This is a genomic window from Curvibacter sp. APW13 (genome assembly GCF_032337135.1).
Lineage (GTDB): Bacteria > Pseudomonadota > Gammaproteobacteria > Burkholderiales > Burkholderiaceae_C > Allorhodoferax.
This window is the reverse complement of the sequence record NZ_JAVXZZ010000002.1, coordinates 405,358-426,953: the sequence shown is the minus strand read 5'-3', so window position 1 is coordinate 426,953 and position 21,596 is coordinate 405,358. Positions and strand designations below refer to the sequence as shown.

Here is a 21,596-nt window from a genome sequence, read left to right as displayed (position 1 = left end):
GCAAGCACCATGGCATTACTTGAAATTGAGAACCTGTCGGTGGAGTTTCCATCGCACAACGCCGTCATGCACGCGGTCGATGGCGTCAGCCTCACCGTGGAAGCCGGCGAAGTCCTGGGCATTGTGGGTGAATCCGGCTCTGGCAAGAGCGTCACCATGATGGCCCTGATGGGCCTGGTCGCTTATCCCGGACGTGTCAAAGCCGACCGCCTGCGCTTTGACGGTCACGACCTGCTCAAGATGGACGACAAGTCGCGCCGCCAACTCGTCGGCAAAGACCTGTCGATGATCTTCCAGGATCCCACCACCAGCCTGAACCCCTGCTTCACCGTGGGCTTTCAGCTGGCCGAGACCCTGCGCCTGCATTTGGGCATGGACAAGGCCACTGCACGCAAACGTTCGATCGAACTGCTGGAGCAAGTGGGCATTCCCGCGCCGGAGAGCCGCCTGTCGGTCTATCCGCACCAGCTTTCGGGCGGCATGAGCCAGCGCGTGATGATCGCCATGGCCATCGCCTGCAACCCCAAGCTGCTGATCGCCGACGAGCCGACCACGGCCCTGGACGTGACCATCCAGGCCCAGATTCTGGATCTGCTGCGCAGCCTGCAAAAGGAGCGCGGCATGGCCTTGGTTCTGATCACCCACAATATGGGCGTGGTCAGCGAAATGGCCCAACGGGTGGCCGTGATGTACGCCGGCCAGCTGATGGAGCAAAGCAGCTCGCAGACCCTGTTCACCCAGCCCCAGCATCCGTACACTGAGGCACTGATGGCCGCGATGCCCGAGCGCAGCGATGGCAGTGGCCGACTGGCCACCATTCCCGGCATGGTCCCGGGGCTGTACGACCGCCCAGTGGGCTGCCTGTTTGGCCCCCGTTGTAGTCACGCCCAGGAAGGCCGTTGCAACACACGCCCTCAACTGCTGGCACGCGGCGCCGGTTCCGTGCGCTGCCATTTCCCCTTGGGTACTCCCATGGCCTCCCCTGTGACCACGGAGATGAATCCATGAACACTTCCAGCTCCTCGAACGCCACAAGCCCTGCGGCCTCCAGCGACACCTCACTGCCCCCCGTCGTGGCCAGCGCCAGCCAGCTGAAGCAGGTGTATGCGATCTCTCGTGGGCCCTTCAGCAAGCCTGACCAACTGCAAGCGGTCGGTGGTGTGACGTTCACCGTCCGCGCTGGACGCACCCTGGCTGTGGTCGGTGAATCCGGTTGCGGCAAGTCGACCCTGGCACGCATGGTGTCGCTGATCGAAAAACCCACGGCAGGCCAACTGACCATTGCCGGTGTCGACGTCGTCGGTGCGGATGCCAAGGCACTCCATGCGCTGCGCCAAAAAGTGCAGTTGGTATTCCAGAACCCCTATGGATCGCTCAATCCGCGCAAGCGCATTGGCCAGATCCTGGAAGCTCCGCTGGAAATCAACACTGAACTCACGACCGAGCAGCGTGCCCAGAAGGCCCGCAGCATGCTGGCCAAGGTGGGGTTGCGCCCCGAGCACTACGACCGCTACCCGCACATGTTCTCGGGCGGCCAGCGCCAGCGCATTGCGATTGCGCGCGCGCTCATGCTGGAACCTGCACTGGTAGTGGCCGATGAACCCGTGTCCGCGCTCGACGTTTCGATCCAGGCCCAAGTACTGAACCTGCTCGACGATCTGCAACGCGAAATGGGCCTTGCCTACCTGTTCATTTCCCACGACTTGGGCGTGGTGCGCCACATTGCCCACGACGTGCTGGTGATGTACCTGGGGCACACGGTCGAGCAAGGAGAAAAGCATGCCATCTTCGAAAGGCCCCTGCACCCCTACACCCAGGCCCTACTGGCCTCGACACCGGGGTTGGCAGGCCATGGCGCGCAGCGCGAGCGCATCGTGCTCAAGGGCGAGTTACCCTCGCCACTGAATCCGCCCAAGGGCTGCGTGTTCTCGACCCGCTGCCCCCATGCCACCACACGCTGCCACGCCGAGCGCCCACCACTCGAAAACTTCATGGGACGTCAGGTGGCCTGTTTCGAAGTAAAAAACCTCGTAAACCCTTAAACAATTGATTAATAAAAACGACCGTGCTGGCGTAACATGTTGGTTCGGTGACCGGGTGCACAACGCCCGGTTCATGTTTTTAGCCATAGGCTATTTTTAGGAGTTCTGAATGAATCGTTCCACCTTTGGTATGCGCAAGATCGCCCTGCTGTGTGCGGTCGCTGTACCCGCTGTGATGGCCATGTCGGCCGCCCAGGCCAAGACCCTGGTGTACTGCTCGGAAGGTAGCCCCGAGAACTTTGCCCCCAGCATCAACACCACCGGCACGTCCTTCGACGCGACCGAACAGATTTACGACAACATCGTCGACTTCGAACGGGGCGGCACCAAGGTCGTTCCTGGGCTCGCCGAAAGCTGGACAGTCAACAAGGACGGCACCGAGTACACCTTCAAGCTGCGCAAGGGCGTGAAGTGGCACTCGAACAAGAACTTCACCCCATCGCGCGATTTCAATGCCGACGACGTGCTCTTCACCATCGAGCGCCAGTGGAAGGAAAACGACCCCTACTTCCGGGTCACCAGCGCCAACCACGCCTACTTCGGTGACATGGGCATGCCCAAACTGCTCAAGTCCGTGGACAAGATCGATGAGTACACCGTGAAGTTCACCTTGAACCAGCCTGAAGCCCCCTTCCTGGCCAACATGGCCATGCAATGGGCTGGCATCCAATCGAAGGAATACGCCATCGCCATGCTCAAGGCGGGCACTCCGGAGAAGATCGACCAAGAACCCATCGGAACCGGCCCCTTCATGCTGGTGCAGTACCAGAAAGACGCAATCATCCGCTACAAGGCTTTCCCGCAGCACTATGCTGGCAAGGCCAAGATCGACGACCTGATCTTCTCGATCACCCCCGACGCTTCGGTGCGCTGGGCCAAGCTGCAAAAGGGTGAGTGCCACGTCATGCCTTACCCGAACCCGGCCGACCTGGATGCCATGCGCAAGGACGCTAACGTCACGGTCATGGAACAACCGGGCTTGAACATCGGCTATCTCGCCTACAACACCACCAAGAAGCCTTTCGACGACGTGCGCGTGCGCAAGGCAGTGAACATGGCCATCGACAAGAAGGCCCTGGTGTCTGCCGTGTACCTGAGCACCGGCGTACCCGCCACCAACCCCATTCCGCCCACACAGTGGTCCTATTTGAAGACCCTGAAGGACGACGCCTTCAACCCCGCAGAAGCCAAGAAGCTGTTGGCTGCTGCCGGCTACAAGGATGGCTTTACCACCGACCTGTGGGCCATGCCCGTGCAGCGTCCTTACAACCCCAACGCCAAGCGCATTGCCGAGCTGATGCAAGCCGACCTGGCCAAGGTGGGCATCAAGGCTGAAATCAAGAGCTTTGAATGGGGCGAGTACCGCAAGCGCATGCAGGCGGGCGAACACCAGATGGGCATGCTGGGCTGGACCGGTGACAATGGAGACCCAGACAACTTCCTCAACACGCTGTTGGGCTGCGCGTCTGCCAAGCAAAACGGCTCCAACGTGGCGAAGTTCTGCTACCAGCCGTTTGAAGACCTGGTGCAGAAGGCCAAGGTCACCAGCGACGTGAAGGAACGCACCAAGCTGTACGAGAAGGCACAGGTGATCTTCAAGGAACAAGCCCCCTGGTTCACCATCGCCCACGCCGTGCAGTTGAAGCCCGTGCGCAAGGAAGTCATCGACTTCAAGCTGAGCCCCTTCGGCCGCCATACGTTCTACGGTGTTGACATCAAGAACTGACAACTGACGAGTTGAAAAAAGCCGGTACGTTGTACCGGCTTTTTTTTGCCCTTGCTAAGGAGTGTTCAATCTGCGCCGACAGGCTCCGCGGCGCAATTCAGAGCTCAAGCATCGTCTTTGTACTGTTCTCGAATCGCGTGTACTTCGCTCAGGCTGGCCAAGAAGGCCTCCACCACGCGGGGATCAAAATGTCCTCCTGCGCCGTTCTTCACATGACTCACGGCATCTTCCACGGACCACGCCTTTTTGTAGGGGCGCTCTGACGTCAGTGCATCAAAGACATCCGCCACGGCAACGATGCGACTAAAAATCGGAATCGATTCACCCTTAAGACCTCCGGGATAGCCACTTCCATCCCATTTTTCGTGGTGCCCCAACGCTATCTCAGCACCAACCTGCAGTGTTCTGGATGAGCTGCCTTGCAACAATCGGTAGCCGATCACGGCATGCTGCTTCATGATTTCAAATTCATCGGGGGCGAGCTTGCCAGGCTTGAGCAAGATATTGTCGGCAATACCCACCTTGCCGATGTCATGCATGGGGGCCGCTTCAAGCAACAAATCCTGCTCCGCCACGGACATGCCCATTCGCGCAGCAATGATGCGTGAAAAGTGGGCCATGCGAAGAATGTGTGCTCCCGTCTCCGGATCCCTGAATTCGGCAGCACGACATAGTCGCATGACCGTTTCACGCTCACGCTGCACAATGACGTCGGTCGCTTTGCGGACCTCATCCGCTAGCCAGGCTGCTCGATCGAGCAGGCTCCTGCGGGCCTCCGAAACGGTGAGCATGTTCTTAACCCTGGCAAGGAACTCGACCTTGTCGACCGGTTTGGTCAGGAAATCCGTCGCACCCGAATCCAGGGCACGATACCGGATCTGTTTCTGATCGTTGGCGGTGATCATGAGAATCGGCACATGTGTCTGCTGCTGGATAGCCTTGAACTCAGTAATGAATTCAAGGCCATCCATCTCGGGCATCATGTAATCAACAATCAGCAGATCGCATACGTTGGTGCTGGCCCAGCCCAATGCCTGCTTGGGAGCCGCAAAGCATATCCCCTCTGCACCATCGATTTTTTTCACCAAGGCATCAAAGAGAACCAGGTTCACTTCATTGTCGTCAACGATCAATACCCGCTGTGTCATCTTGATGTATTCCGCTCAGTTATTCCGTCGTTCGCCCAATGACTTCCTGCAGGGCAGCGACCACCATACCCAGTTCGGCAAACAATAGCACCATTGTGTCCTGCATGGTGGGCTCGAAACCCGCACGCACTCCAGCTTCGAGTTGTGCCGCAAGTTGCGCGGCAGGCTGAGCGCCGAACAAACTGAGATTGCCTCGCAGCGCATGCATCACCAGCATGAAGCTCATTTGATCGCCCGCGGCGAAGGCTGATTCCAAGCGAGCCCTGTCAATGGGCCATTGTTTCAAAAATGCGTCTGCGATGATTTCGACCATTTCCATGTCCTGCTGCCGCATCGCCTCAACGTAGTCAAAACGAGGCAGCAGACCATCAGTACGCTCAGGCATACCGGCTACAGCGGCACCATGCCCATTTCCGGGTACCGGCTTGTACGGATTCAATCGCTCGAGAACCTTCTGGAGTTCATGTGCAGCAATTGGTTTGGAAACGTAGTCATCCATCCCGGCTTCTAGGCAACGCTCGCGGTCACCTTGCATGGCGTTCGCCGTCATCGCCACGATAGGAACACGGCCGGAACGCTCCTTGGAGCGAATCAACCGTGTGGCCTCCAGCCCATCCATCTCCGGCATCATCATGTCCATCAGTACGACGTCGTACTTCCCAGTCAGTGTCATGTCCACACCAATGCGACCGTTGTCTGCGACATCAACATGATGACCCCAACGCTCAAGCAATGCGAGGGCAAGTTTCTGGTTCACCACGTGGTCTTCAACCAACAAAACATGCATCGCCTTTTGCTGATCACGCATGGAATGGCGAGTAACCAATTGACTCTGGCGGAGACCTGTTGGTTCCATCAGACGGGAAATGGCCTCGAGAAGTTCGTCACGCGTTACCGGCTTGCTGATGTAGCCTGCAATTCCCACCTCCTGAGCACGTTGCGCGTCACCCTTCATGCCAGCGCTGGAAAGCATGAGCATGGGAACACCCGGAAAGCTTCCTGCTTGAACAATCCGCTCCGCAGTAGTGAATCCATCCACATCCGGCATTTGCGCATCCAACAGAACCATGTCACAGGATGCACGAGCGGCCTGCTGTTCGTACAACCAAGCCAACGCACTGGTGCCTGAATCAACAGCATGAACCTGCATGCCGGCGTTTAGCAACGTGGCAACTAGAACCGTTCGGTTCACTTCATTGTCATCGACGACGAGGATACGCTTGCCAGAAAGATCGACAAACGAGTCGCCTGCGTACCGCCTGGCCGGATCAGGCTTCAGGCGCATGGTTACGTGAAAGGTACTCCCCTTGCCGAGTTCACTCTCAACCCAGATCTTGCCGCCCATCGCCTGCGCCAGCCGCGCACAGATGGTTAGCCCCAAGCCTGTCCCACCATACTTGCGGGTGATCGAGCTATCTTCTTGTGAAAACGCTTCGAATATCGATTCCAGCTTGTCAGCAGGGATTCCGATCCCCGTGTCTTGGACACTGAACTCGATCAGCGAGGGATCCGCGTTTGGCGCCGCGGCGCGCTGAACCCGCACAAGTATTTCACCTTTGGCAGTGAACTTGATCGCGTTGCCGACAACGTTGATCAGTATCTGCCGCAGACGGCCTGGATCACCGATGACGTAACTGGGTACGTCCGGATCGATGTCACACACCAGCTCCAGTCCCTTCTCTTGTGCGCGCAGCGCTGTACTCTTCAAAGCTTCCGAAACGGTGTGCCCAATGCGGAAAGGAATATTCTCGATCAGCAGCTTTCCGGCCTCGATCTTGGAGAAGTCGAGAATGTCATTGATAACCCGCAGAAGCGCTTCGGACGAAGACTTCACGATACCGAGGTACTCCTGCTGCTCCGCATCCAGACGGGTATCGAGCAATAGTTCCGTCATACCAATCACCCCGTTCATCGGGGTGCGGATTTCGTGGCTCATGTTCGCAAGAAAGTCTGACTTGGCCTTGTTGGCAGCTTCCGCTGCAGCCATGGCCTGCTGTAGCTCTTCACTGGCCAATTTCGCGGCCGTGATGTCGGCCAAGTACCCGGTGAAGACGGTCGATCCGTCGCTTGACCGTTTAGGTTGCGATTCCGCATGCACCCAGACCACCTGACCAGAATCCGCATGGACAAATCGGAAATCCTCGGCCCAGACGGTATTGGCCGAGTAGGCATTGGCGATCGATGCATTCAATGCCAAAACGTCGTCTGGATGAACTTGGCGGAAGATCTGATCCGGAGACGCGATGATGGATTCGGGCGCAACTCCGGCGATGGTCTGAATGGCCGCACTGATGAACGGGATGGTATGTGTTCCATCAGGATACAGTCGGTACTGGTACACCGCCACAGGAACCAATCGGGTGATCTCCCGCAAGCGCGCATCGGCTTCGACCAGTTCGGTTACATCCTGCCAAATACCTGTAAATACCGTGTCGCCGTTGGGCGCAGGCTCGCTTTCAGGACTGATCTCTGCGCGAATCCAACGCACGCTGCCATCGGGGATGCGAACGCGATAGTCTCCTCGCCATTGAGAGCGGCTTAAAGCGGCTCGCCGAATACCGTCGAAAACCCGCTTCGCATCTTCAACCAGCAGTTGACGTCCGACCAACTGCGGCTGGGCCAGGACATCGTTAGCGCTGAGCCCCAGCACATCGAAGACTCGTTCGCTAACGAAATTGAAAGAGAACCGATCACCCCCCACTTGTCCCTGAAATACGACTCCGGGCACGGCATTGGTGATCCGCCTCAACCGTGCCTCTGCCGCCTTGATTTTGGACTCCATCGCCTTGCGTTCCGTGATGTCGGTGCGTATGGCAATGAACATCGACGGTCGACCATCTTCCCCGCGCAACGGCACGATGGTTGCATCCACCCAGAAAAGCGCCCCGCCTTTGGCGCGACTGCAAACTTCCCCATTCCAGACCTTCCCGGCACAAATGGTGTCCCACATCGCAGCGAAGTACTTGGGTGTATGCACGCCGGCATTGAGCATCCTGTGGCTCTGCCCGATCAATTCCTTGCGTGTATACCCACTGATCTGACAAAACTTGTCGTTGGCATAGGTGATGTTGCCCGCAACATCTGTAATGCTCACAATGGCATGCTGGTCCAATGCAAATTTCTGGTGGGCCAGATCCGCCAAGGCGGCCTGCAGGTCTTTCTGCGTCTCTTCACGCTCCCGGAACAGCGTACTCATCAATTCCGAAAGACTCTCCAGGTTGTCGTCCTTGAACGCTTCCTGGTCCATGTCGACAAAGTCCATCAGTGATATCGCTGTGCTCTTGAGTGAATCAATGGCACGGGTGCGGCTTGCAAGTTCCGCACGCAAGCGCTGATTGGTCTCGGTCAACTCTGCCGAACTTAGCTCCAGACTGCGTGTCTTGAGCTCCAGATCACGGTCATTCTGCTGATAGGCTTCATCCACCTTGGACAGGAAATCACCCAACCGGAGCAACACGTGCACTGCCTGCGGTGACAACTGATTCCCGGCAGAGGGGGCCAACTTCCCCAATTCGCCCAGAACCGACTGCATCGAGGCCTCGTCCAGCCCCAATACACGCTTTGCCTGGCGCGCCAACAGCTTATGCATGCCCGTGCTATCTCCGCTGCGACTCAGCCCGCCTCGCCGATGTATGTGACGGTCATGGTCTGGTTATGCAGTTTGCAGTCAACGGCCTTGGTGAAGGGACTGATCTCGCCATAAGAATAGAACCCAGCTAGCGTCGCACCGCTTCCAAAAACATCGCCCACGGCCTCGACCTCTTCGTCCACGCGCCCCCCCATCACCAACTTACGTCCGACACAACTCACCAGCAATGCCAGTCCGCCTGGTCCACGGCCATGCATGTCAGCAGCCGCCCGGGCCGCACTTTCGGCACCGTCTACAAGTGCATCGGTATTCGCGTGCATGAGCTTGAGGTACCCGTCGTTGTCAATTTCTCCCGCCAATGTCAAGCTACCGGCCGCCTCATCAACCGCCAAGATGGTGCGGATGAGACCGATTTCACTATGGTCGCTTCCCAGCATGGCAAATGGGAACAGCAGACCTGAAGCCGGCAATCCCTTGGCATGTTCACCCAAATACTTTTTGTAGATCCTCAGCGCGGGTTCTCCATCCAATTCATACAGGACGTTGTTAACCGCTCGCGTAACTTTGCGTGCGGGTCCAAATGGAGACCACCCCCCAAAGGAGCCATGGGAAAACACAAGGGCATCGCCGTAAAGCCCGATCGCTACCAGACGGTCGTTGCTGACGCCGCCATCGTCCAGCACAAGGGTCTGTGCAAACGCGCCGCCATCACCCGCCAAACCTCCAGTGATGGGTAGACTTTGGCCAAGCACCGAGACCATTCCGTCAATCACAGCACTGCCATTGATCTGGACCCCTTGGCCAAAAACCAAAACTGCTCTCAACCCCTGCCTTGGAAGCCCCTGGGCCAGCCTGATGCCAGCGTCACGGGAGTCAGTCATCTCGGCGAGTTGCGTCGTACTCTGCCGTACATCCACCGAATCGAAATGGATGCCGGTAACCACCAGCGTTCCATCATCGACGCCGTTTCGCGAGATTTCACCAGCAGTCGAACACCCGGCAAGATGAGCCTGCGGAAATGCCCTTACCAAACTCCCTGCCGCGGCTTGTATTCCCTTGACTGACCCGAAAGCCAAGACCAGACTTGGCTGCAAGGCCACCAAGTCGGAATAGTCGGCGCTGGCAGCGTTGGCTTCAGCGATGGAAAGCTGCAGGGATTTCATGTCCGACTCCTCAGTCGTCAATGTTTGAGGTACCACCGCATTCCGATATTTGGGAATCGGCTCCAAGCACATCATAGAACGAAGTGTGCAACTCTCGCCACGGTATGGGGGCGATTGCAAAGACGCAGTACTAGGATCCCGAAAATCGCGGCTTGCGTTTCTGCAGGAATGCCTCGATCCCTTCCCTATGTTCCGGTGAGTCCGCATAGGCATATGGATCGATGCTCTCATTCGCTACCGAATTCAAAGCGCTCTGCGCCTCGTCTGCGTGACAGCCGATAAGACTCAATGCCCTGAACATCCGCTTGTGTGCACGGGTAGCCAGAGGCGCCAGTTGCACCTGGCGCACTACGAAGGCCATCGCATCGGCCTCCAGCCGTTGATCGTCGACGCAATGGGTCAGAAACCCACACTGAAGCATGCGGTTCGCGTCGAAGACCTCTGCGCCCAACAACATGGCACGGGCCACGCTATCACCCACAGCACGGGAAACCAAAGCAGCCTCTTTTTCCGCCATCGGGAATCCCAGTCGAGCAATGGGTGCACCATACCGCGACGATGCCGCGCCAAGCCGGACATCACAACAACTGGCAATTTCAACCCCTGCCCCCATACAGTTGCCGTCGATGCGAGCCACGATAGGCACGTCGCAATCCAGCATGCACTGCAGGGCCCCCCAGACATCCTCTTCATGAAAGGAGCGCAATGTCTCCGGCTGGAAGCGGAAATCAGGGTATTCCGAAATGTCACCACCCGCACAGAAATGGCCATTGGCACCGCTCAACAGAACGCAGCGAAGGTTCGTATGCTCTTGCAGGGTCGCAAATACCTGCCGCAGTTCACGCCACATGGAGCGCGACATGGCATTGAACTTTCCCGGGTGATTCAGAACAACCTGAACCCAGTCGTCGTGCCGCACTACCTTGACCTCACCGCCAGCCATACCGGCACTCCTCGAAAAGGTGGATCATTCGCTATCTATTTAATAGCTACCCACAAAGCAAATGCCAAGGGAGCGGTCAATTTTGCCCCGAGTTCCTGACGCTGAACCAGTACCAGAGTGCTGCCCCTGCGGCCACCATCGGAATGCATAACCATTGCCCCATGCTCATGCCCAACGCCAGTAAGCCGAGATGCGCGTCGGGCTCCCGAAAGAACTCTGCAATGAAGCGAAACAGGCCATAGCCGAACAGAAACGCCGCGGCCACTTGACCACGCTGGCGCTGCCCCTTGCCATACCACCACAGCAGCACGAAAAGCAACAGCCCCTCCAACAGAAATTGGTATACCTGCGACGGATGCCGAGGCAAGTCCCCAGCGTCGCGAAACACCATGCCCCAAGGAAGGGCTGGATCAGCCACGCGTCCCCACAGTTCACCATTGATGAAGTTACCTACCCGACCGCTGGCCAGGCCCGTGGGAACACACGGGGCGACAAAGTCCGCCACCTCCCAGAAGCTTCGACGGCGCGTATAGGCAAACCACACCATCGCACCAATAACACCAAGCAGGCCCCCATGGAAACTCATGCCGCCCTGCCACACAGCAAACACCTCTAGGGGATGGCTGGCGTAGTAAGCCGGCTTGTAAAAGAGGCAATACCCAAGACGCCCGCCCAGCACGACCCCAACCACACCCAAAAAAAGAATGTCCTCGACATCGGCAAAGCGCCAGGCGGAGTTACCTGCCGTTGCAGAAAATCCAGGGTGCTGCAGCCTCGCCCGCCCCAAGACCATGAAGAGTGCAAATGCCACCAGATAGGTAATGCCGTACCAATGAACGGCAATGGGTCCCAGTTTCAACGCAACCGGGTTAATTTGGGGATGGATCAACATGCAAAAGGTCTAACGCTTTCTCTTGTTCAGGGTGCCCATGGCGTCCTTGTTTTTGGCGATGCGGGCATCGCGCTTGGCATCTTCCCGCTCCATCGCCTTCTTCTTGGTGTAACCCGTCGTGTCTGCCCAGATCCACCAGGCCGATGCCAGCCCGAAGGGGGTCAGCACCACCCACCACGCCCATGAAGCTACTGGATCGATCTCAAGGTACTTCATCAGCGTCAACACGACACCAGCATAGAGAAAATACATAAACTACTCCAAGAAACTGCAAAGACGGTAAGAGCTATGTCAACCACCGTGACTACAATCGCGTTCGCTTACTGTAACCCAACCCTGAAAGGCAACTTATGAAGAAGATCGTCTTGACCGCCGCCCTCGGCGCCCTCGCAGTATTGGCCACCGCCCCTGCCTTCGCGAACGAAGACCTGGCCAAGAAGAAGAACTGCCTGGCCTGCCACTCCGTCGACAAAAAGGTCGTCGGTCCCGCTTACAAGGAAGTTGCCGCCAAGTACAAGGGCGACAAGGGTGCCGTGGACAAGCTGGCTACCAAGATCATCAAGGGCGGCTCCGGTTCATTTGGCCCGGCTCCCATGCCCGCAAACCCTCAAGTCAGCGAAGCTGAAGCCAAGCAGCTGGCGACTTGGGTTCTGGGGCTGAAGTAATCCTTCCGCACTCACCCAGCAGCGCCTGACAGTCTGCAGGGACAAAAAAGCCGCTGTTTTTACAGCGGCTTTTTTGCGTCAACTCGGAAAAAACCCTTGCGGGCTTTTCCAGATCAGTAGGTCTGGCCCAATTGATCCAAGATGGCAGGGTTCTCCAGAGTCGAGGTGTCCTGGGTGATGGACTCGCCCTTGGCCAGCGAACGCAGCAGACGGCGCATGATCTTGCCCGAGCGGGTCTTGGGCAGGTTTTCACCAAAGCGGATGTCCTTGGGCTTGGCGATGGGGCCAATCTCCTTGGCCACCCAGTCGCGCAGCTCTTTGGCAATGGCCTTGCCTTCGTCAGTGCTGGGCAGCGGGCGCTTCAGCACGACGAAGGCGCAGATAGCTTCACCGGTCAAATCATCGGGACGTCCCACCACAGCAGCTTCGGCCACCAGGTCGGTCTTGGCCACCAGGGCCGATTCGATTTCCATGGTGCCCATGCGGTGGCCCGACACGTTCAACACATCGTCGATGCGACCGGTAATGCGGAAGTACCCACGATCGGCGCTGCGCACGGCACCGTCGCCAGCCAGGTAGTAGCCCTTGAGTTCCTCAGGGAAGTAGCTCTTCTTAAAACGCTCGGGGTCGTTCCAGATGGTGCGGATCATCGATGGCCAGGGGCGCTTCACGACCAGGATGCCGCCAGCGCCGTTGGGCATTTCGTTGCCAGCCTCGTCGACGATAGCGGCCATGATGCCGGGCAGCGGCAAGGTGCAGCTACCGGGAACCAGCGGTGTGGCACCGGGCATGGGGCTCATCATGTGGCCGCCGGTTTCGGTTTGCCAGAAGGTGTCGACAATCGGGCAACGCTCGCCGCCCACGTGCTTGTAGTACCACATCCAGGCTTCGGGGTTGATGGGTTCGCCCACCGAGCCGAGCACGCGCAGGGAGTTCAGGTTCCAGTTCTTGGGGTGCACCTTCTCGTCGGTTTCCGCCGCTTTGATGAGCGAACGGATGGCAGTCGGTGCGGTGTAGAACAGCGACACACTGTGGCGCTCGATCATCTGCCAGAAACGGCCGGCGTTGGGGTAGGTGGGCACACCTTCGAAGATGACCTGGGTAGCACCTGCGGCCAGCGGGCCGTAGGCCACGTAGCTGTGGCCGGTGATCCAGCCGATGTCGGCCGTGCACCAGAACACGTCTTCGGGCTTCAGGTCAAACGTCCAGTCCATGGTCAGCTTGGCCCACAGCAGGTAGCCGCCCGTGGAATGCTGTACACCCTTGGGTTTGCCGGTGGAGCCGGAGGTGTAAAGAATGAACAGCGGATGCTCCGCACCCACGGCCACCGGCGCGCACTCCGAGCTTTGACCCGCCAGCGCCTGGTCGAACGTCAGGTCGCGGCCTGCCACCATGTTGCACGCGGTCTTGGTGCGTTCGAACACAAATACGGTCTTGACGGCTTCGCAGCCGCCCATGCCCAGCGCCTCGTCCACGATGGCCTTCAGCGGCAACTCCTTGCCGCCACGCATCTGATAGTTGCTGGTGATGACGGCCACGGCACCGCCGTCAATGATGCGCTCCTGCACGGCTTTGGCAGAGAAGCCACCGAACACGACGCTGTGGATGGCACCGATACGGGCGCAGGCCTGCATGGCGATCACGCCTTCGAGTGTCATGGGCATGTACACCAGCACCCGATCACCCTTCTGGATTCCCTTGGCCTTGAGTGCATTGGCAAACTGGCTCACGCGGGCCAGCAGCTCCTTGTAGGTGGTTTTGGTGACGGTGCCGTCATCGGCCTCGAAAATGACCGCCACCTTGTTTTCGGTGGGCGTGCCCATGTGCTTGTCCAGGCAGTTGGCCGAGGCGTTCAACTCGCCATCGTCGAACCATTTGTAGAACGGCGCGTTGGTCTCATCCAGCACCTTGGTGAAAGGCTTGTTCCAGACCACATTGGCCTTGGCCAGGCGCGACCAGAAGCCGTCAAAATCCTGTTCCGCTTCGCGGCACAGGGCGTTGTAGCCGTCCATGCCAGAAATGCGGGCAGCCGTCACGAAGGCTTCGCTGGGATGGAACACACGGTTTTCAACCAGTACGGACTCGATGGCGGCGCTTTGTTCACTCATGGACAGGTCTCCTCAGGGATGTAAGAACTGGCGTGAATGTCGGCGCATCCACTTACATCCTACTGACTGAGGATACTGACAAACCTCGCTGGCGGCATATGGCCGCCGCCCTACAATCGGGTGGTATTCGATCACCGAACCTCCATGTCCAACACACCCCATACCACGCCGCCTCGGCTGCGCCCCCTTCCCGCCTTCATTTTCGCCAGCCGATGGCTTCAGCTACCGCTTTACCTCGGCTTGATCGCTGCGCAGGCTGTGTACGTTTTTCACTTCTGGGTAGAGCTGGTACATCTCCTGGAAGCGGCTTTCGGCAGCCAGGCTGCTCTGCAGGCACTGATCTCCAGCATCGGCTACAAGGAGTCCGCCATCGGTGGCGCGACGGGCCTGAACGAGACCATCATCATGCTGGTGGTGCTGGCGCTGATCGATGTGGTCATGATCTCCAATCTGCTCATCATGGTCATCGTTGGAGGCTACGAAACCTTCGTCAGCCGCATGGATCTCGATGGACACCCTGACCAACCGGAATGGCTGGGCCATGTCAATGCTTCGGTACTCAAGGTCAAGCTAGCCATGTCCATCATCGGCATTAGCTCCATCCACCTGCTCAAGACGTTCATCAATGCGGCGAATTACGACGAGAAAGTGCTGATCGCACAAACTGTGATCCACATCGCCTTCCTGTTGTCTGCCATGGCGATCGCTTACACCGACAAGCTGATGTCAGCTTCGCCCAGTACAAAACACTGACTTTACCTTTGGACACTGCCATGACCACCATTCGCCAAGAAGACCTGATCGAATCCGTAGCTGCAGCGCTGCAGTACATCAGCTACTACCACCCCAGTGACTACATCGAACACTTGGCCCGCGCCTACGCGCAAGAGCAAAGCCCAGCAGCCAAGGACGCCATGGCGCAGATCCTGACCAACAGCAAAATGTCGGCCATTGGCCACCGCCCCATTTGCCAGGACACCGGTATCGTCAATGTGTTCCTAAAAGTCGGCATGAACGTGCGCTGGGAAGGCTTTACTGGAAGCCTCGAAGACGCCGTGAATGAAGGCGTACGCCGTGGCTACAACTACGCCGAGAACATGCTGCGCGCCAGCGTGGTGGACGACCCACAGTTCGCCCGCAAGAACACCAAGGACAACACGCCAGCAGTGATCTTTACCGAAATCGTGGCTGGCGACAAAGTGGACGTGACCGTGGCCGCCAAGGGCGGTGGCTCCGAGAACAAGAGCAAGATGATCATGATGAACCCCAGCGACAACCTCGTTGACTGGGTGCTCAAGACCGTGCCCACCATGGGTGCAGGCTGGTGCCCACCGGGCATGCTGGGCATCGGCATCGGCGGCACCATGGAAAAGGCCGCGCTGCTGGCCAAGGAAAGCCTGATGGACGAGCTCAACATGTACGAGCTACAAGCAAAGGCTGCCAAGGGCGAGAAGCTGACCCAGGTGGAAGAGCTGCGCCTGGAGCTGTACGAAAAGGTCAACGCGCTGGGCATCGGTGCCCAGGGCCTGGGAGGCCTGACCACGGTGCTGGACGTGAAGATCAAGATGTACCCCACGCACGCCGCCTCCAAGCCCGTGGCCATGATCCCCAACTGCGCCGCCACCCGCCACGCCCATTTCGTCATGGACGGCTCCGGCCCGGTGTACCTGGAAGCTCCGAGCCTGGACCTGTGGCCCAAGGTGGACTGGACCCCCAACACCGAAACCAGCAAGCGTGTGGATCTGAACACCCTGACCAAGGAAGAGGTTGCCAGCTGGAAGCCGGGCCAGACCCTGCTGCTCAACGGCAAGATGCTCACCGGACGCGACGCCGCGCACAAGCGCATCCAGGACATGCTGGCCAAGGGTGAAAAGCTGCCTGTGGACTTCACCAACCGCGTGATCTACTACGTTGGCCCCGTCGACCCGGTACGTGATGAAGTCGTCGGCCCGGCCGGCCCCACCACGGCCACCCGCATGGACAAGTTCACCGACATGATGCTGGCCCAGACAGGCCTCATCGCAATGGTGGGCAAGGCCGAGCGTGGCCCGGTTGCCATAGAAGCGATCAAGAACCACAAGTCGGCCTATCTGATGGCTGTGGGTGGCGCCGCCTACCTCGTATCCAAGGCCATCAAGGGCGCCAAGGTAGTGGGATTCGCGGACCTCGGCATGGAAGCCATCTACGAATTCGACGTGGTTGATATGCCTGTGACCGTGGCGGTCGATGCAGGCGGCACCAGTGCCCACATCACAGGTCCTGCCGAGTGGCAAAAGAAAATAGCAACGGGTGAATTCAAGAACATTGCCATTGCCAGCCATTGACACAGGCGTGAACGAACTTGCCCGCCGACCGATTGGGGTCTTTGACAGCGGCGTCGGTGGATTGAGTGTCTTGCGCGCACTGTGGAGCGAGCTGCCTGAGGAAGACTTTGTCTATGTGGCTGATGCAGGCCATGCCCCCTACGGCGAAAAGGATGACCTGGCTGTGCTCATGCGCGCACAGGCGCTGACACACGAATTGCGCTACCGTTACGGCATCAAGGCACTGGTCGTGGCCTGCAACACCGCCACAGCAGCCGCCATAGCCGAACTGCGCGCCAGCCATCCGGACTTGCCCATCGTGGGTATTGAGCCAGCGGTCAAGCCAGCAATGGCCCAAACGCGTACTGGTGGAGTCGGTGTGCTGGCGACACGCGGAACGCTGCAGAGCGAAAAGTTTCGCACGCTGTTGCAGTCGCTATCGGCAACAGCAGCACCGAAACTGCAGGCATGCGACGGATTGGCGGATGCCATCGAGCGCAATGACGCTATGAAAATAGAAGCGCTATGCACTGAATACACAAGGGCTATAGGACCTTTTGGGCAGAATTTCGGCGACTGCGACACGGTGGTGCTTGGTTGCACCCATTATCCGTTCGCGCTCGACACCCTTCAGCGCCTGTGTGGACCGACGGTGCTTTTTGTCGAGGGAGGCACTCCGGTTGCCAAGCGCACTGCCCAAGTACTGGCCACACATTGTTTGCGCCACCCCGACACGAACAGGTTAGGGCAAACCGAATTCGTCACGACCGGGGATAAGCAAGCCCTTGCTGCCGCACTGCAACGCTGGCTGGGGGTGCTACCGGACAGTGCCAACTTAGCGCCCAACCAAGCTGTTGGACCGATGAGTAGCGGCGCGCCTGCCAAACAGATGTGACAGCCCAAGGACCCGCAACTGGGCTTCGCGTTCGCCCAATTGCTGCGCCAAGGCACTCACCAGTTCTGGCCGCAGATACCACAATGCATCCAGGTCACTGGCATAGCGCAGGCGCTGCAACAGACCCAATTGAAAGGTCTCTTCAATGGCAGGAGCGTCGAACAGCAGCAGCTCAATCATGGCGGAGCGTGCCGCATCGAGCAGCATTCGATCCTCGTCTGACGGCACGGAACCCGTCAGCCACCCGAGCAAACTATCCTTGATCGAAGAAACAGCCCAAGCCACCGTTCAGCCTTTCCTGCGGACGTGCGGACGCACGCATTCATACGTAGTCCATTGGACTACTCCCAACGAGGGATAAAAGGAAGAATTGAGGCAGAGAAACGGCCCAGTAGCGAACTGGCCAAACTGGCGTGCCCGGAGGGGATCGAACCCCCGACCCACAGCTTAGAAGGCTGTTGCTCTATCCAACTGAGCTACGGGCACCAAGAACAAAGGCCCGATTGCGGGCCTTTTGAAAATTGGTCGGGGCGAAAGGATTCGAACCTTCGACCCTCTGCTCCCAAAGCAGATGCGCTACCAGACTGCGCTACACCCCGACAATCTAGTATTCTACCCTGAAGCTAGCCTCGATCCCTTCGGCAACCGCCGAGAATTTAACCCATGCCGTCACACCCCTTGCCTTGGCTCAGCCTGGACTCCGCGTTCCCTCCCATAGAACAGGCGTGGCCGCAAGAATCCGAAGCCCCGGGGCTGCTTGCCGCCGGCGCTGATCTCAGCGTGTCACGTTTGTTGGCCGCCTACCGACAAGGAATCTTTCCTTGGTACTCCGAGGACCAACCGATCCTCTGGTGGAGCACCGACCCAAGAATGGTGCTGGACACCCGTCAATTTCGCATCCACCGATCGTTCCGGAAGATACTGCGCCGATTTATCGCCAACCCGAACTGCGAAATACGCATTGACTGCGATTTTGCGCGCGTCATCGCCCGCTGTGCCTCAACCCCGCGCGACGGTCAGAACGGAACCTGGATCGTCAAGCCCATGGTGCAGGCGTATACAGCATTGCATCATGCTGGCCACGCCCATAGTGTCGAAACTTGGGTGGAGGGGCGTCTGGTGGGTGGTTTGTATTGTGTTGGCATCGGACATGCCGTGTTTGGCGAGTCCATGTTCTCAGTGGAAAGCGATGGGTCCAAGATCGCCTTGGCGGCCCTGGTGGCGTTGTGCCTGCAGCATGGCGTCACCGCCATTGACTGCCAGCAACAGACTCGTCACCTGTACTCCCTTGGGGCACGCCCATGGTCTCGAACCGCCTTCCAAGCCCAATTGATACGCGAATGCGAGCAGCAACCGATTGACTGGACGTGGAAGCACCTATACTGGAATCCCCTGCTCGCCGCCCGACACCCCGATGATGTCCGACCTGAATGACGTATCAGCGAACACCGTTCAGTTCTATGCGACGGCGCCCTACGAGTGCAGCTACCTGCCAGGTCGCATGGCTCGATCGCAAGTCGCCAGCCCGAGCCATGGCATTTCAGGGAATTCCTATTCATCGTTGATTGCACAGGGCTTTCGGCGTAGTGGACTGTTTACCTATCGTCCGCACTGTGACATGTGCACTCAGTGCACCCCACTGCGCATTCGTGTCGCCGAGTTCGATCCCAGCCGCTCCCAGCGCCGGGCTTGGAATGCCCACGGCTCGCTGCAAGCGCATATCCGCGACCTGGAATTTGATGCCAAGCATTTTGATCTGTACACCCGCTACCAATCCGCTCGCCACCCCGACGGGGGCATGGATCGCGATGACTCCGAGCAGTACCGTCAATTCTTGCTGCAGAGCCAAGTACCGACAAAACTCGTAGAATTTCACAATGTGGAGGAAGCCGGTAACCAATCGACACTGAAGATGGTTTCCATCGTTGATGTCTTGCAAGACGGGCTGTCAGCGGTCTACACGTTCTTCGAACCCCATGAGCAGGCAAGCTACGGCACATTCAACGTTTTATGGCAGGTGCACTGGGCTCGGCAGTTGGGGCTGCCATTTCTTTACCTGGGATACTGGATTCCCGCCAGCCCCAAGATGAGCTACAAGGCGCGGTTTCGTCCCTTCGAAATTTATCGCAACGGGGTTTGGTTGCAGCCAGAGTGAGTACAGCGGTATCTATCAATGACAAACACCACAAAAAGAAGCAACACAAAAGACGACAGCCCTCCAGCCACTCCATCGGTTCAGGTCATGGAGAGGATGTTCCTGTTGATAGATATTCTTGCAGGACGCGAAGAGGCCATGACATTGAAAGAGATCAGCGACAAAGCTGGTTTGCACCCCTCAACGGCCCACCGCATTCTCAATGACCTCGTTATTGGACGCTTTGTGGACCGCCCACAGTCCGGCACCTACCGACTGGGTATGCGCTTGTTGGAACTGGGTAATTTGGTTAAAGGGCGGCTCAATATCCGTGACGCAGCCCTGGCTCCCATGCGTGAGTTGCACAAGCTGATCCAGCAACCAGTCAACCTCAGTGTGCGTGTTGGTGACGAAATTGTGTACATCGAGCGAGCATTCAGTGAGCGCTCCGGGATGCAAGTGGTGCGCGCGATCGGAGGCAAAGCACCATTGCACCTGACCTCGGTCGGCAAGCTCTTTCTCAGTGCTGATGAACCGCAGCGCATACGCGCCTATGCAGCCCGTACAGGCTTGCACGGCCATACGAAGAACAGTCTCACCCGCATCGAGGATTTGGAGCGCGAGCTTTCACGTGTACGCCAATATGGCTACGCACATGACAATGAAGAACTGGAGCTGGGTGTGCGCTGCATGGCAGCCGGAATTTACGACGATCAGAACAAGTTGGTGGGGGGGCTATCGATCTCTGCCCCCAGTGGGCGCATGGACGAAGCGTGGCTGCCAAAACTGCGCGAAGCCGCCCAAACGATTTCAGAAACACTTGGGCATCAGCCCAATGCCCGCGCAAGAAGTTAAATCCCAGCCTGACTGAAAGACCAGACACGATACCCAAAGATAGAAAAGGCGCCTTCCGGCGCCTTTTCTATTTCAGTTGGGAAGCGTCATGGCCATACGCAAGTCCGAACGCTCCAACGCCGACAACTTGACTCCTGTGCCGGCGGGGCCTGACTCAACCCATCGACGCACCCGCTGGGCATCCGCAATGCGACTCAACTTACCCGCAGAGTCCAGGAAAACCATGATCAGCTTGCGTCCAGCCACTTTGGCTTGCATCACCAAACACTGTCCGGCCTCGGAGATGTACCCGGTTTTTTGCAGGCCGATATCCCAATCGGGGCTTTTCACCAGACGATTGGTCGTGTTGTATTGCAGGGTTCTGCTTCCCACTTCCACTTGATAATTGGGCGAAGTAGACAACTCACGCAACAACGGATCCCCATACGCGTAATTCACCAATACCGCCAAATCACGTGCGCTGGACTGATTCTGACTGGAAAGCCCCGTTGGCTCGACATATCGCGTGTCATTCATCCCAAGAGTCCGAGCTTTCGAGTTCATGAGTGAAATAAAGGTTTGCAGACCACCAGGGTAGGTACGACCCAGCGCATGGGCCGCACGATTCTCGCTCGACATCAACGCAAGGTGCAGCAATTCACCGCGGGTCAATTGCGTTCCCACCCGAAGACGAGAAGAACTACCTTTCTCCGTATCCACATCCGCCTGGGATATGGTGATGGACTCGTCCATCGGCAATCGCGCCTCGCTGATCAAGACGCCAGTCATGAGTTTGGTGATTGAGGCGATTGGAAGCACGGCTTGGTCGTTTTTACGGTAAAGAACCTCATTGGTCTCCTGATCGACCACCAACGCAACGCTAGACTTCAACGCCAAGCCATCTGCACCTCCATGAAGGCCCGCGACCTTCGCGAAGGATGGCCTATGTGCAGAGACCAACACAGCGCCTTTACGCGTCTTCCCTACTTTTTTCGTTAGGGTACTAACAGGCTTGGCAACTTTCTTGTGTTGGTTCTTGGGCGTTGCGCCAGTGGCCACGGACACTGCCAATGCCATACACCAGGCAACGCCAACGCGCACAATCAGTGTTCTCAAATTGATCCCCTGCAATTGTTTGTCCACACCTCACCCAG

General features: G+C 58.0%; 19 protein-coding genes and 2 tRNA genes. 10 read left to right on the top strand and 11 right to left on the bottom strand.

Translation table 11 applies throughout. The annotated features are described in order from the left end of the window. Positions 1–9 precede the first annotated feature (9 nt). From RQP54_RS10295 to RQP54_RS10285, 3 genes are all read left to right on the top strand, one after another. The gene (locus RQP54_RS10295; RefSeq protein WP_315678176.1) at positions 10–1,008 is read left to right on the top strand and encodes an ABC transporter ATP-binding protein; all 999 of its coding nucleotides are present in this window, start codon (positions 10–12) and stop codon (positions 1,006–1,008) included. After that, complete coding sequence (locus RQP54_RS10290) at positions 1,005–2,042, top strand: peptide ABC transporter ATP-binding protein (RefSeq protein WP_315678175.1); 1,038 nt, start codon at positions 1,005–1,007, stop codon at positions 2,040–2,042. The genes RQP54_RS10295 and RQP54_RS10290 overlap by 4 nt, the downstream gene beginning before the upstream one ends. A gap of 109 nt (positions 2,043–2,151) precedes the next feature. After that, positions 2,152–3,768, top strand: coding sequence for an ABC transporter substrate-binding protein (locus RQP54_RS10285; RefSeq protein ID WP_315678174.1), 1,617 nt, complete (start codon positions 2,152–2,154; stop codon positions 3,766–3,768). 104 nt (positions 3,769–3,872) lie between these two features. On the opposite strand, the gene RQP54_RS10280 is transcribed toward RQP54_RS10285, so the two are convergent. The 6 genes from RQP54_RS10280 to RQP54_RS10255 all read right to left on the bottom strand — a co-directional run bounded on the left by RQP54_RS10280 (position 3,873) and on the right by RQP54_RS10255 (position 11,755). Beyond that, complete coding sequence (locus RQP54_RS10280) at positions 3,873–4,901, bottom strand: HD domain-containing phosphohydrolase (RefSeq protein WP_315678173.1); 1,029 nt, start codon at positions 4,899–4,901, stop codon at positions 3,873–3,875. A 34-nt stretch (positions 4,902–4,935) separates the two neighbouring features. Then, complete coding sequence (locus tag RQP54_RS10275) at positions 4,936–8,505, bottom strand: response regulator (protein WP_315678171.1); 3,570 nt, start codon at positions 8,503–8,505, stop codon at positions 4,936–4,938. A 23-nt stretch (positions 8,506–8,528) separates the two neighbouring features. Then, positions 8,529–9,668, bottom strand: a complete 1,140-nt coding sequence (locus tag RQP54_RS10270; protein ID WP_315678170.1) for an FIST signal transduction protein — start codon at positions 9,666–9,668, stop codon at positions 8,529–8,531. Positions 9,669–9,798: 130 nt separating this feature from the next. Beyond that, entirely contained in the window at positions 9,799–10,611 is an 813-nt protein-coding gene (locus RQP54_RS10265; RefSeq protein WP_315678169.1) for an enoyl-CoA hydratase/isomerase family protein, read from the bottom strand. A gap of 76 nt (positions 10,612–10,687) precedes the next feature. Beyond that, positions 10,688–11,503 (bottom strand): prolipoprotein diacylglyceryl transferase, encoded by an 816-nt coding sequence (gene lgt / locus RQP54_RS10260; RefSeq protein WP_315678167.1) that lies wholly within the window; start codon positions 11,501–11,503, stop codon positions 10,688–10,690. 9 nt (positions 11,504–11,512) lie between these two features. Further along, a complete protein-coding gene (locus tag RQP54_RS10255) occupies positions 11,513–11,755 on the bottom strand; it encodes a TIGR04438 family Trp-rich protein (RefSeq protein ID WP_315678166.1) in 243 nt (80 codons plus the stop codon). Between the two features lie 98 nt (positions 11,756–11,853). Here RQP54_RS10255 and RQP54_RS10250 point away from each other — a divergent pair, with 98 nt between their 5' ends. Then, positions 11,854–12,168, top strand: coding sequence for a c-type cytochrome (locus RQP54_RS10250; RefSeq protein WP_315678165.1), 315 nt, complete (start codon positions 11,854–11,856; stop codon positions 12,166–12,168). A gap of 113 nt (positions 12,169–12,281) precedes the next feature. Here RQP54_RS10250 and acs read toward each other — a convergent pair whose 3' ends face one another. Then, on the bottom strand, positions 12,282–14,276 hold the full coding sequence (acs, locus tag RQP54_RS10245) for an acetate--CoA ligase (protein ID WP_315678164.1): 1,995 nt from the start codon (positions 14,274–14,276) through the stop codon (positions 12,282–12,284). A gap of 144 nt (positions 14,277–14,420) precedes the next feature. Here acs and RQP54_RS10240 point away from each other — a divergent pair, with 144 nt between their 5' ends. Genes RQP54_RS10240 through murI form a run of 3 tightly spaced genes read left to right on the top strand, consistent with a single transcriptional unit; the run spans position 14,421 to position 17,474 of the window. Beyond that, the gene (locus tag RQP54_RS10240) at positions 14,421–15,029 is read left to right on the top strand and encodes a TIGR00645 family protein (RefSeq protein WP_315678162.1); all 609 of its coding nucleotides are present in this window, start codon (positions 14,421–14,423) and stop codon (positions 15,027–15,029) included. Between the two features lie 20 nt (positions 15,030–15,049). Beyond that, positions 15,050–16,600, top strand: a complete 1,551-nt coding sequence (locus RQP54_RS10235; protein WP_315678160.1) for a fumarate hydratase — start codon at positions 15,050–15,052, stop codon at positions 16,598–16,600. A gap of 7 nt (positions 16,601–16,607) precedes the next feature. Further along, on the top strand, positions 16,608–17,474 hold the full coding sequence (gene murI, locus RQP54_RS10230; RefSeq protein ID WP_315678159.1) for a glutamate racemase: 867 nt from the start codon (positions 16,608–16,610) through the stop codon (positions 17,472–17,474). Here the strand turns inward: murI and RQP54_RS10225 are convergent. The 3 genes from RQP54_RS10225 to RQP54_RS10215 all read right to left on the bottom strand — a co-directional run bounded on the left by RQP54_RS10225 (position 17,415) and on the right by RQP54_RS10215 (position 18,073). Next, positions 17,415–17,681: a hypothetical protein gene (locus tag RQP54_RS10225; protein ID WP_315678158.1), complete on the bottom strand. Its 267-nt coding sequence runs from the start codon at positions 17,679–17,681 to the stop codon at positions 17,415–17,417. The genes murI and RQP54_RS10225 overlap by 60 nt on opposite strands. Positions 17,682–17,883: 202 nt before the next feature. After that, positions 17,884–17,960 (bottom strand) — tRNA-Arg (locus tag RQP54_RS10220). Positions 17,961–17,996: 36 nt separating this feature from the next. Then, positions 17,997–18,073 (bottom strand) — tRNA-Pro (locus RQP54_RS10215). 64 nt (positions 18,074–18,137) lie between these two features. Between RQP54_RS10215 and aat the strand changes: the two genes are divergently transcribed. The 3 genes from aat to RQP54_RS10200 are packed head-to-tail and all read left to right on the top strand — an operon-like array spanning position 18,138 to position 20,463. Beyond that, a complete protein-coding gene (gene aat / locus RQP54_RS10210) occupies positions 18,138–18,908 on the top strand; it encodes a leucyl/phenylalanyl-tRNA--protein transferase (RefSeq protein ID WP_315678157.1) in 771 nt (256 codons plus the stop codon). After that, positions 18,892–19,629, top strand: coding sequence for an arginyltransferase (locus RQP54_RS10205; protein WP_315678156.1), 738 nt, complete (start codon positions 18,892–18,894; stop codon positions 19,627–19,629). The genes aat and RQP54_RS10205 overlap by 17 nt, the downstream gene beginning before the upstream one ends. Before the next feature lie 18 nt (positions 19,630–19,647). Next, the gene (locus RQP54_RS10200; RefSeq protein WP_315678155.1) at positions 19,648–20,463 is read left to right on the top strand and encodes an IclR family transcriptional regulator; all 816 of its coding nucleotides are present in this window, start codon (positions 19,648–19,650) and stop codon (positions 20,461–20,463) included. Positions 20,464–20,535: 72 nt separating this feature from the next. Here RQP54_RS10200 and pbpG read toward each other — a convergent pair whose 3' ends face one another. Further along, complete coding sequence (pbpG, locus tag RQP54_RS10195) at positions 20,536–21,519, bottom strand: D-alanyl-D-alanine endopeptidase (RefSeq protein ID WP_315678813.1); 984 nt, start codon at positions 21,517–21,519, stop codon at positions 20,536–20,538. Positions 21,520–21,596: the final 77 nt, after the last annotated feature.

What these genes read in the sequence shown, in the direction of transcription:
- RQP54_RS10295 (WP_315678176.1), top strand. Translation starts at nt 10, where the DNA reads ATGGCATTACTTGAAATTGAGAACCTGTCGGTGGAGTTTCCATCGCAC.
- RQP54_RS10290 (WP_315678175.1), top strand. Translation starts at nt 1,005, where the DNA reads ATGAACACTTCCAGCTCCTCGAACGCCACAAGCCCTGCGGCCTCCAGC.
- RQP54_RS10285 (WP_315678174.1), top strand. Translation starts at nt 2,152, where the DNA reads ATGAATCGTTCCACCTTTGGTATGCGCAAGATCGCCCTGCTGTGTGCG.
- RQP54_RS10275 (WP_315678171.1), bottom strand. Translation starts at nt 8,505, where the DNA reads ATGCATAAGCTGTTGGCGCGCCAGGCAAAGCGTGTATTGGGGCTGGAC.
- RQP54_RS10270 (WP_315678170.1), bottom strand. Translation starts at nt 9,668, where the DNA reads ATGAAATCCCTGCAGCTTTCCATCGCTGAAGCCAACGCTGCCAGCGCC.
- RQP54_RS10265 (WP_315678169.1), bottom strand. Translation starts at nt 10,611, where the DNA reads ATGGCTGGCGGTGAGGTCAAGGTAGTGCGGCACGACGACTGGGTTCAG.
- lgt (WP_315678167.1), bottom strand. Translation starts at nt 11,503, where the DNA reads ATGTTGATCCATCCCCAAATTAACCCGGTTGCGTTGAAACTGGGACCC.
- RQP54_RS10255 (WP_315678166.1), bottom strand. Translation starts at nt 11,755, where the DNA reads ATGTATTTTCTCTATGCTGGTGTCGTGTTGACGCTGATGAAGTACCTT.
- RQP54_RS10250 (WP_315678165.1), top strand. Translation starts at nt 11,854, where the DNA reads ATGAAGAAGATCGTCTTGACCGCCGCCCTCGGCGCCCTCGCAGTATTG.
- acs (WP_315678164.1), bottom strand. Translation starts at nt 14,276, where the DNA reads ATGAGTGAACAAAGCGCCGCCATCGAGTCCGTACTGGTTGAAAACCGT.
- RQP54_RS10240 (WP_315678162.1), top strand. Translation starts at nt 14,421, where the DNA reads ATGTCCAACACACCCCATACCACGCCGCCTCGGCTGCGCCCCCTTCCC.
- RQP54_RS10235 (WP_315678160.1), top strand. Translation starts at nt 15,050, where the DNA reads ATGACCACCATTCGCCAAGAAGACCTGATCGAATCCGTAGCTGCAGCG.
- RQP54_RS10225 (WP_315678158.1), bottom strand. Translation starts at nt 17,681, where the DNA reads ATGCTGCTCGATGCGGCACGCTCCGCCATGATTGAGCTGCTGCTGTTC.
- aat (WP_315678157.1), top strand. Translation starts at nt 18,138, where the DNA reads ATGCCGTCACACCCCTTGCCTTGGCTCAGCCTGGACTCCGCGTTCCCT.
- RQP54_RS10205 (WP_315678156.1), top strand. Translation starts at nt 18,892, where the DNA reads ATGTCCGACCTGAATGACGTATCAGCGAACACCGTTCAGTTCTATGCG.
- RQP54_RS10200 (WP_315678155.1), top strand. Translation starts at nt 19,648, where the DNA reads ATGACAAACACCACAAAAAGAAGCAACACAAAAGACGACAGCCCTCCA.
- pbpG (WP_315678813.1), bottom strand. Translation starts at nt 21,519, where the DNA reads ATGGCATTGGCAGTGTCCGTGGCCACTGGCGCAACGCCCAAGAACCAA.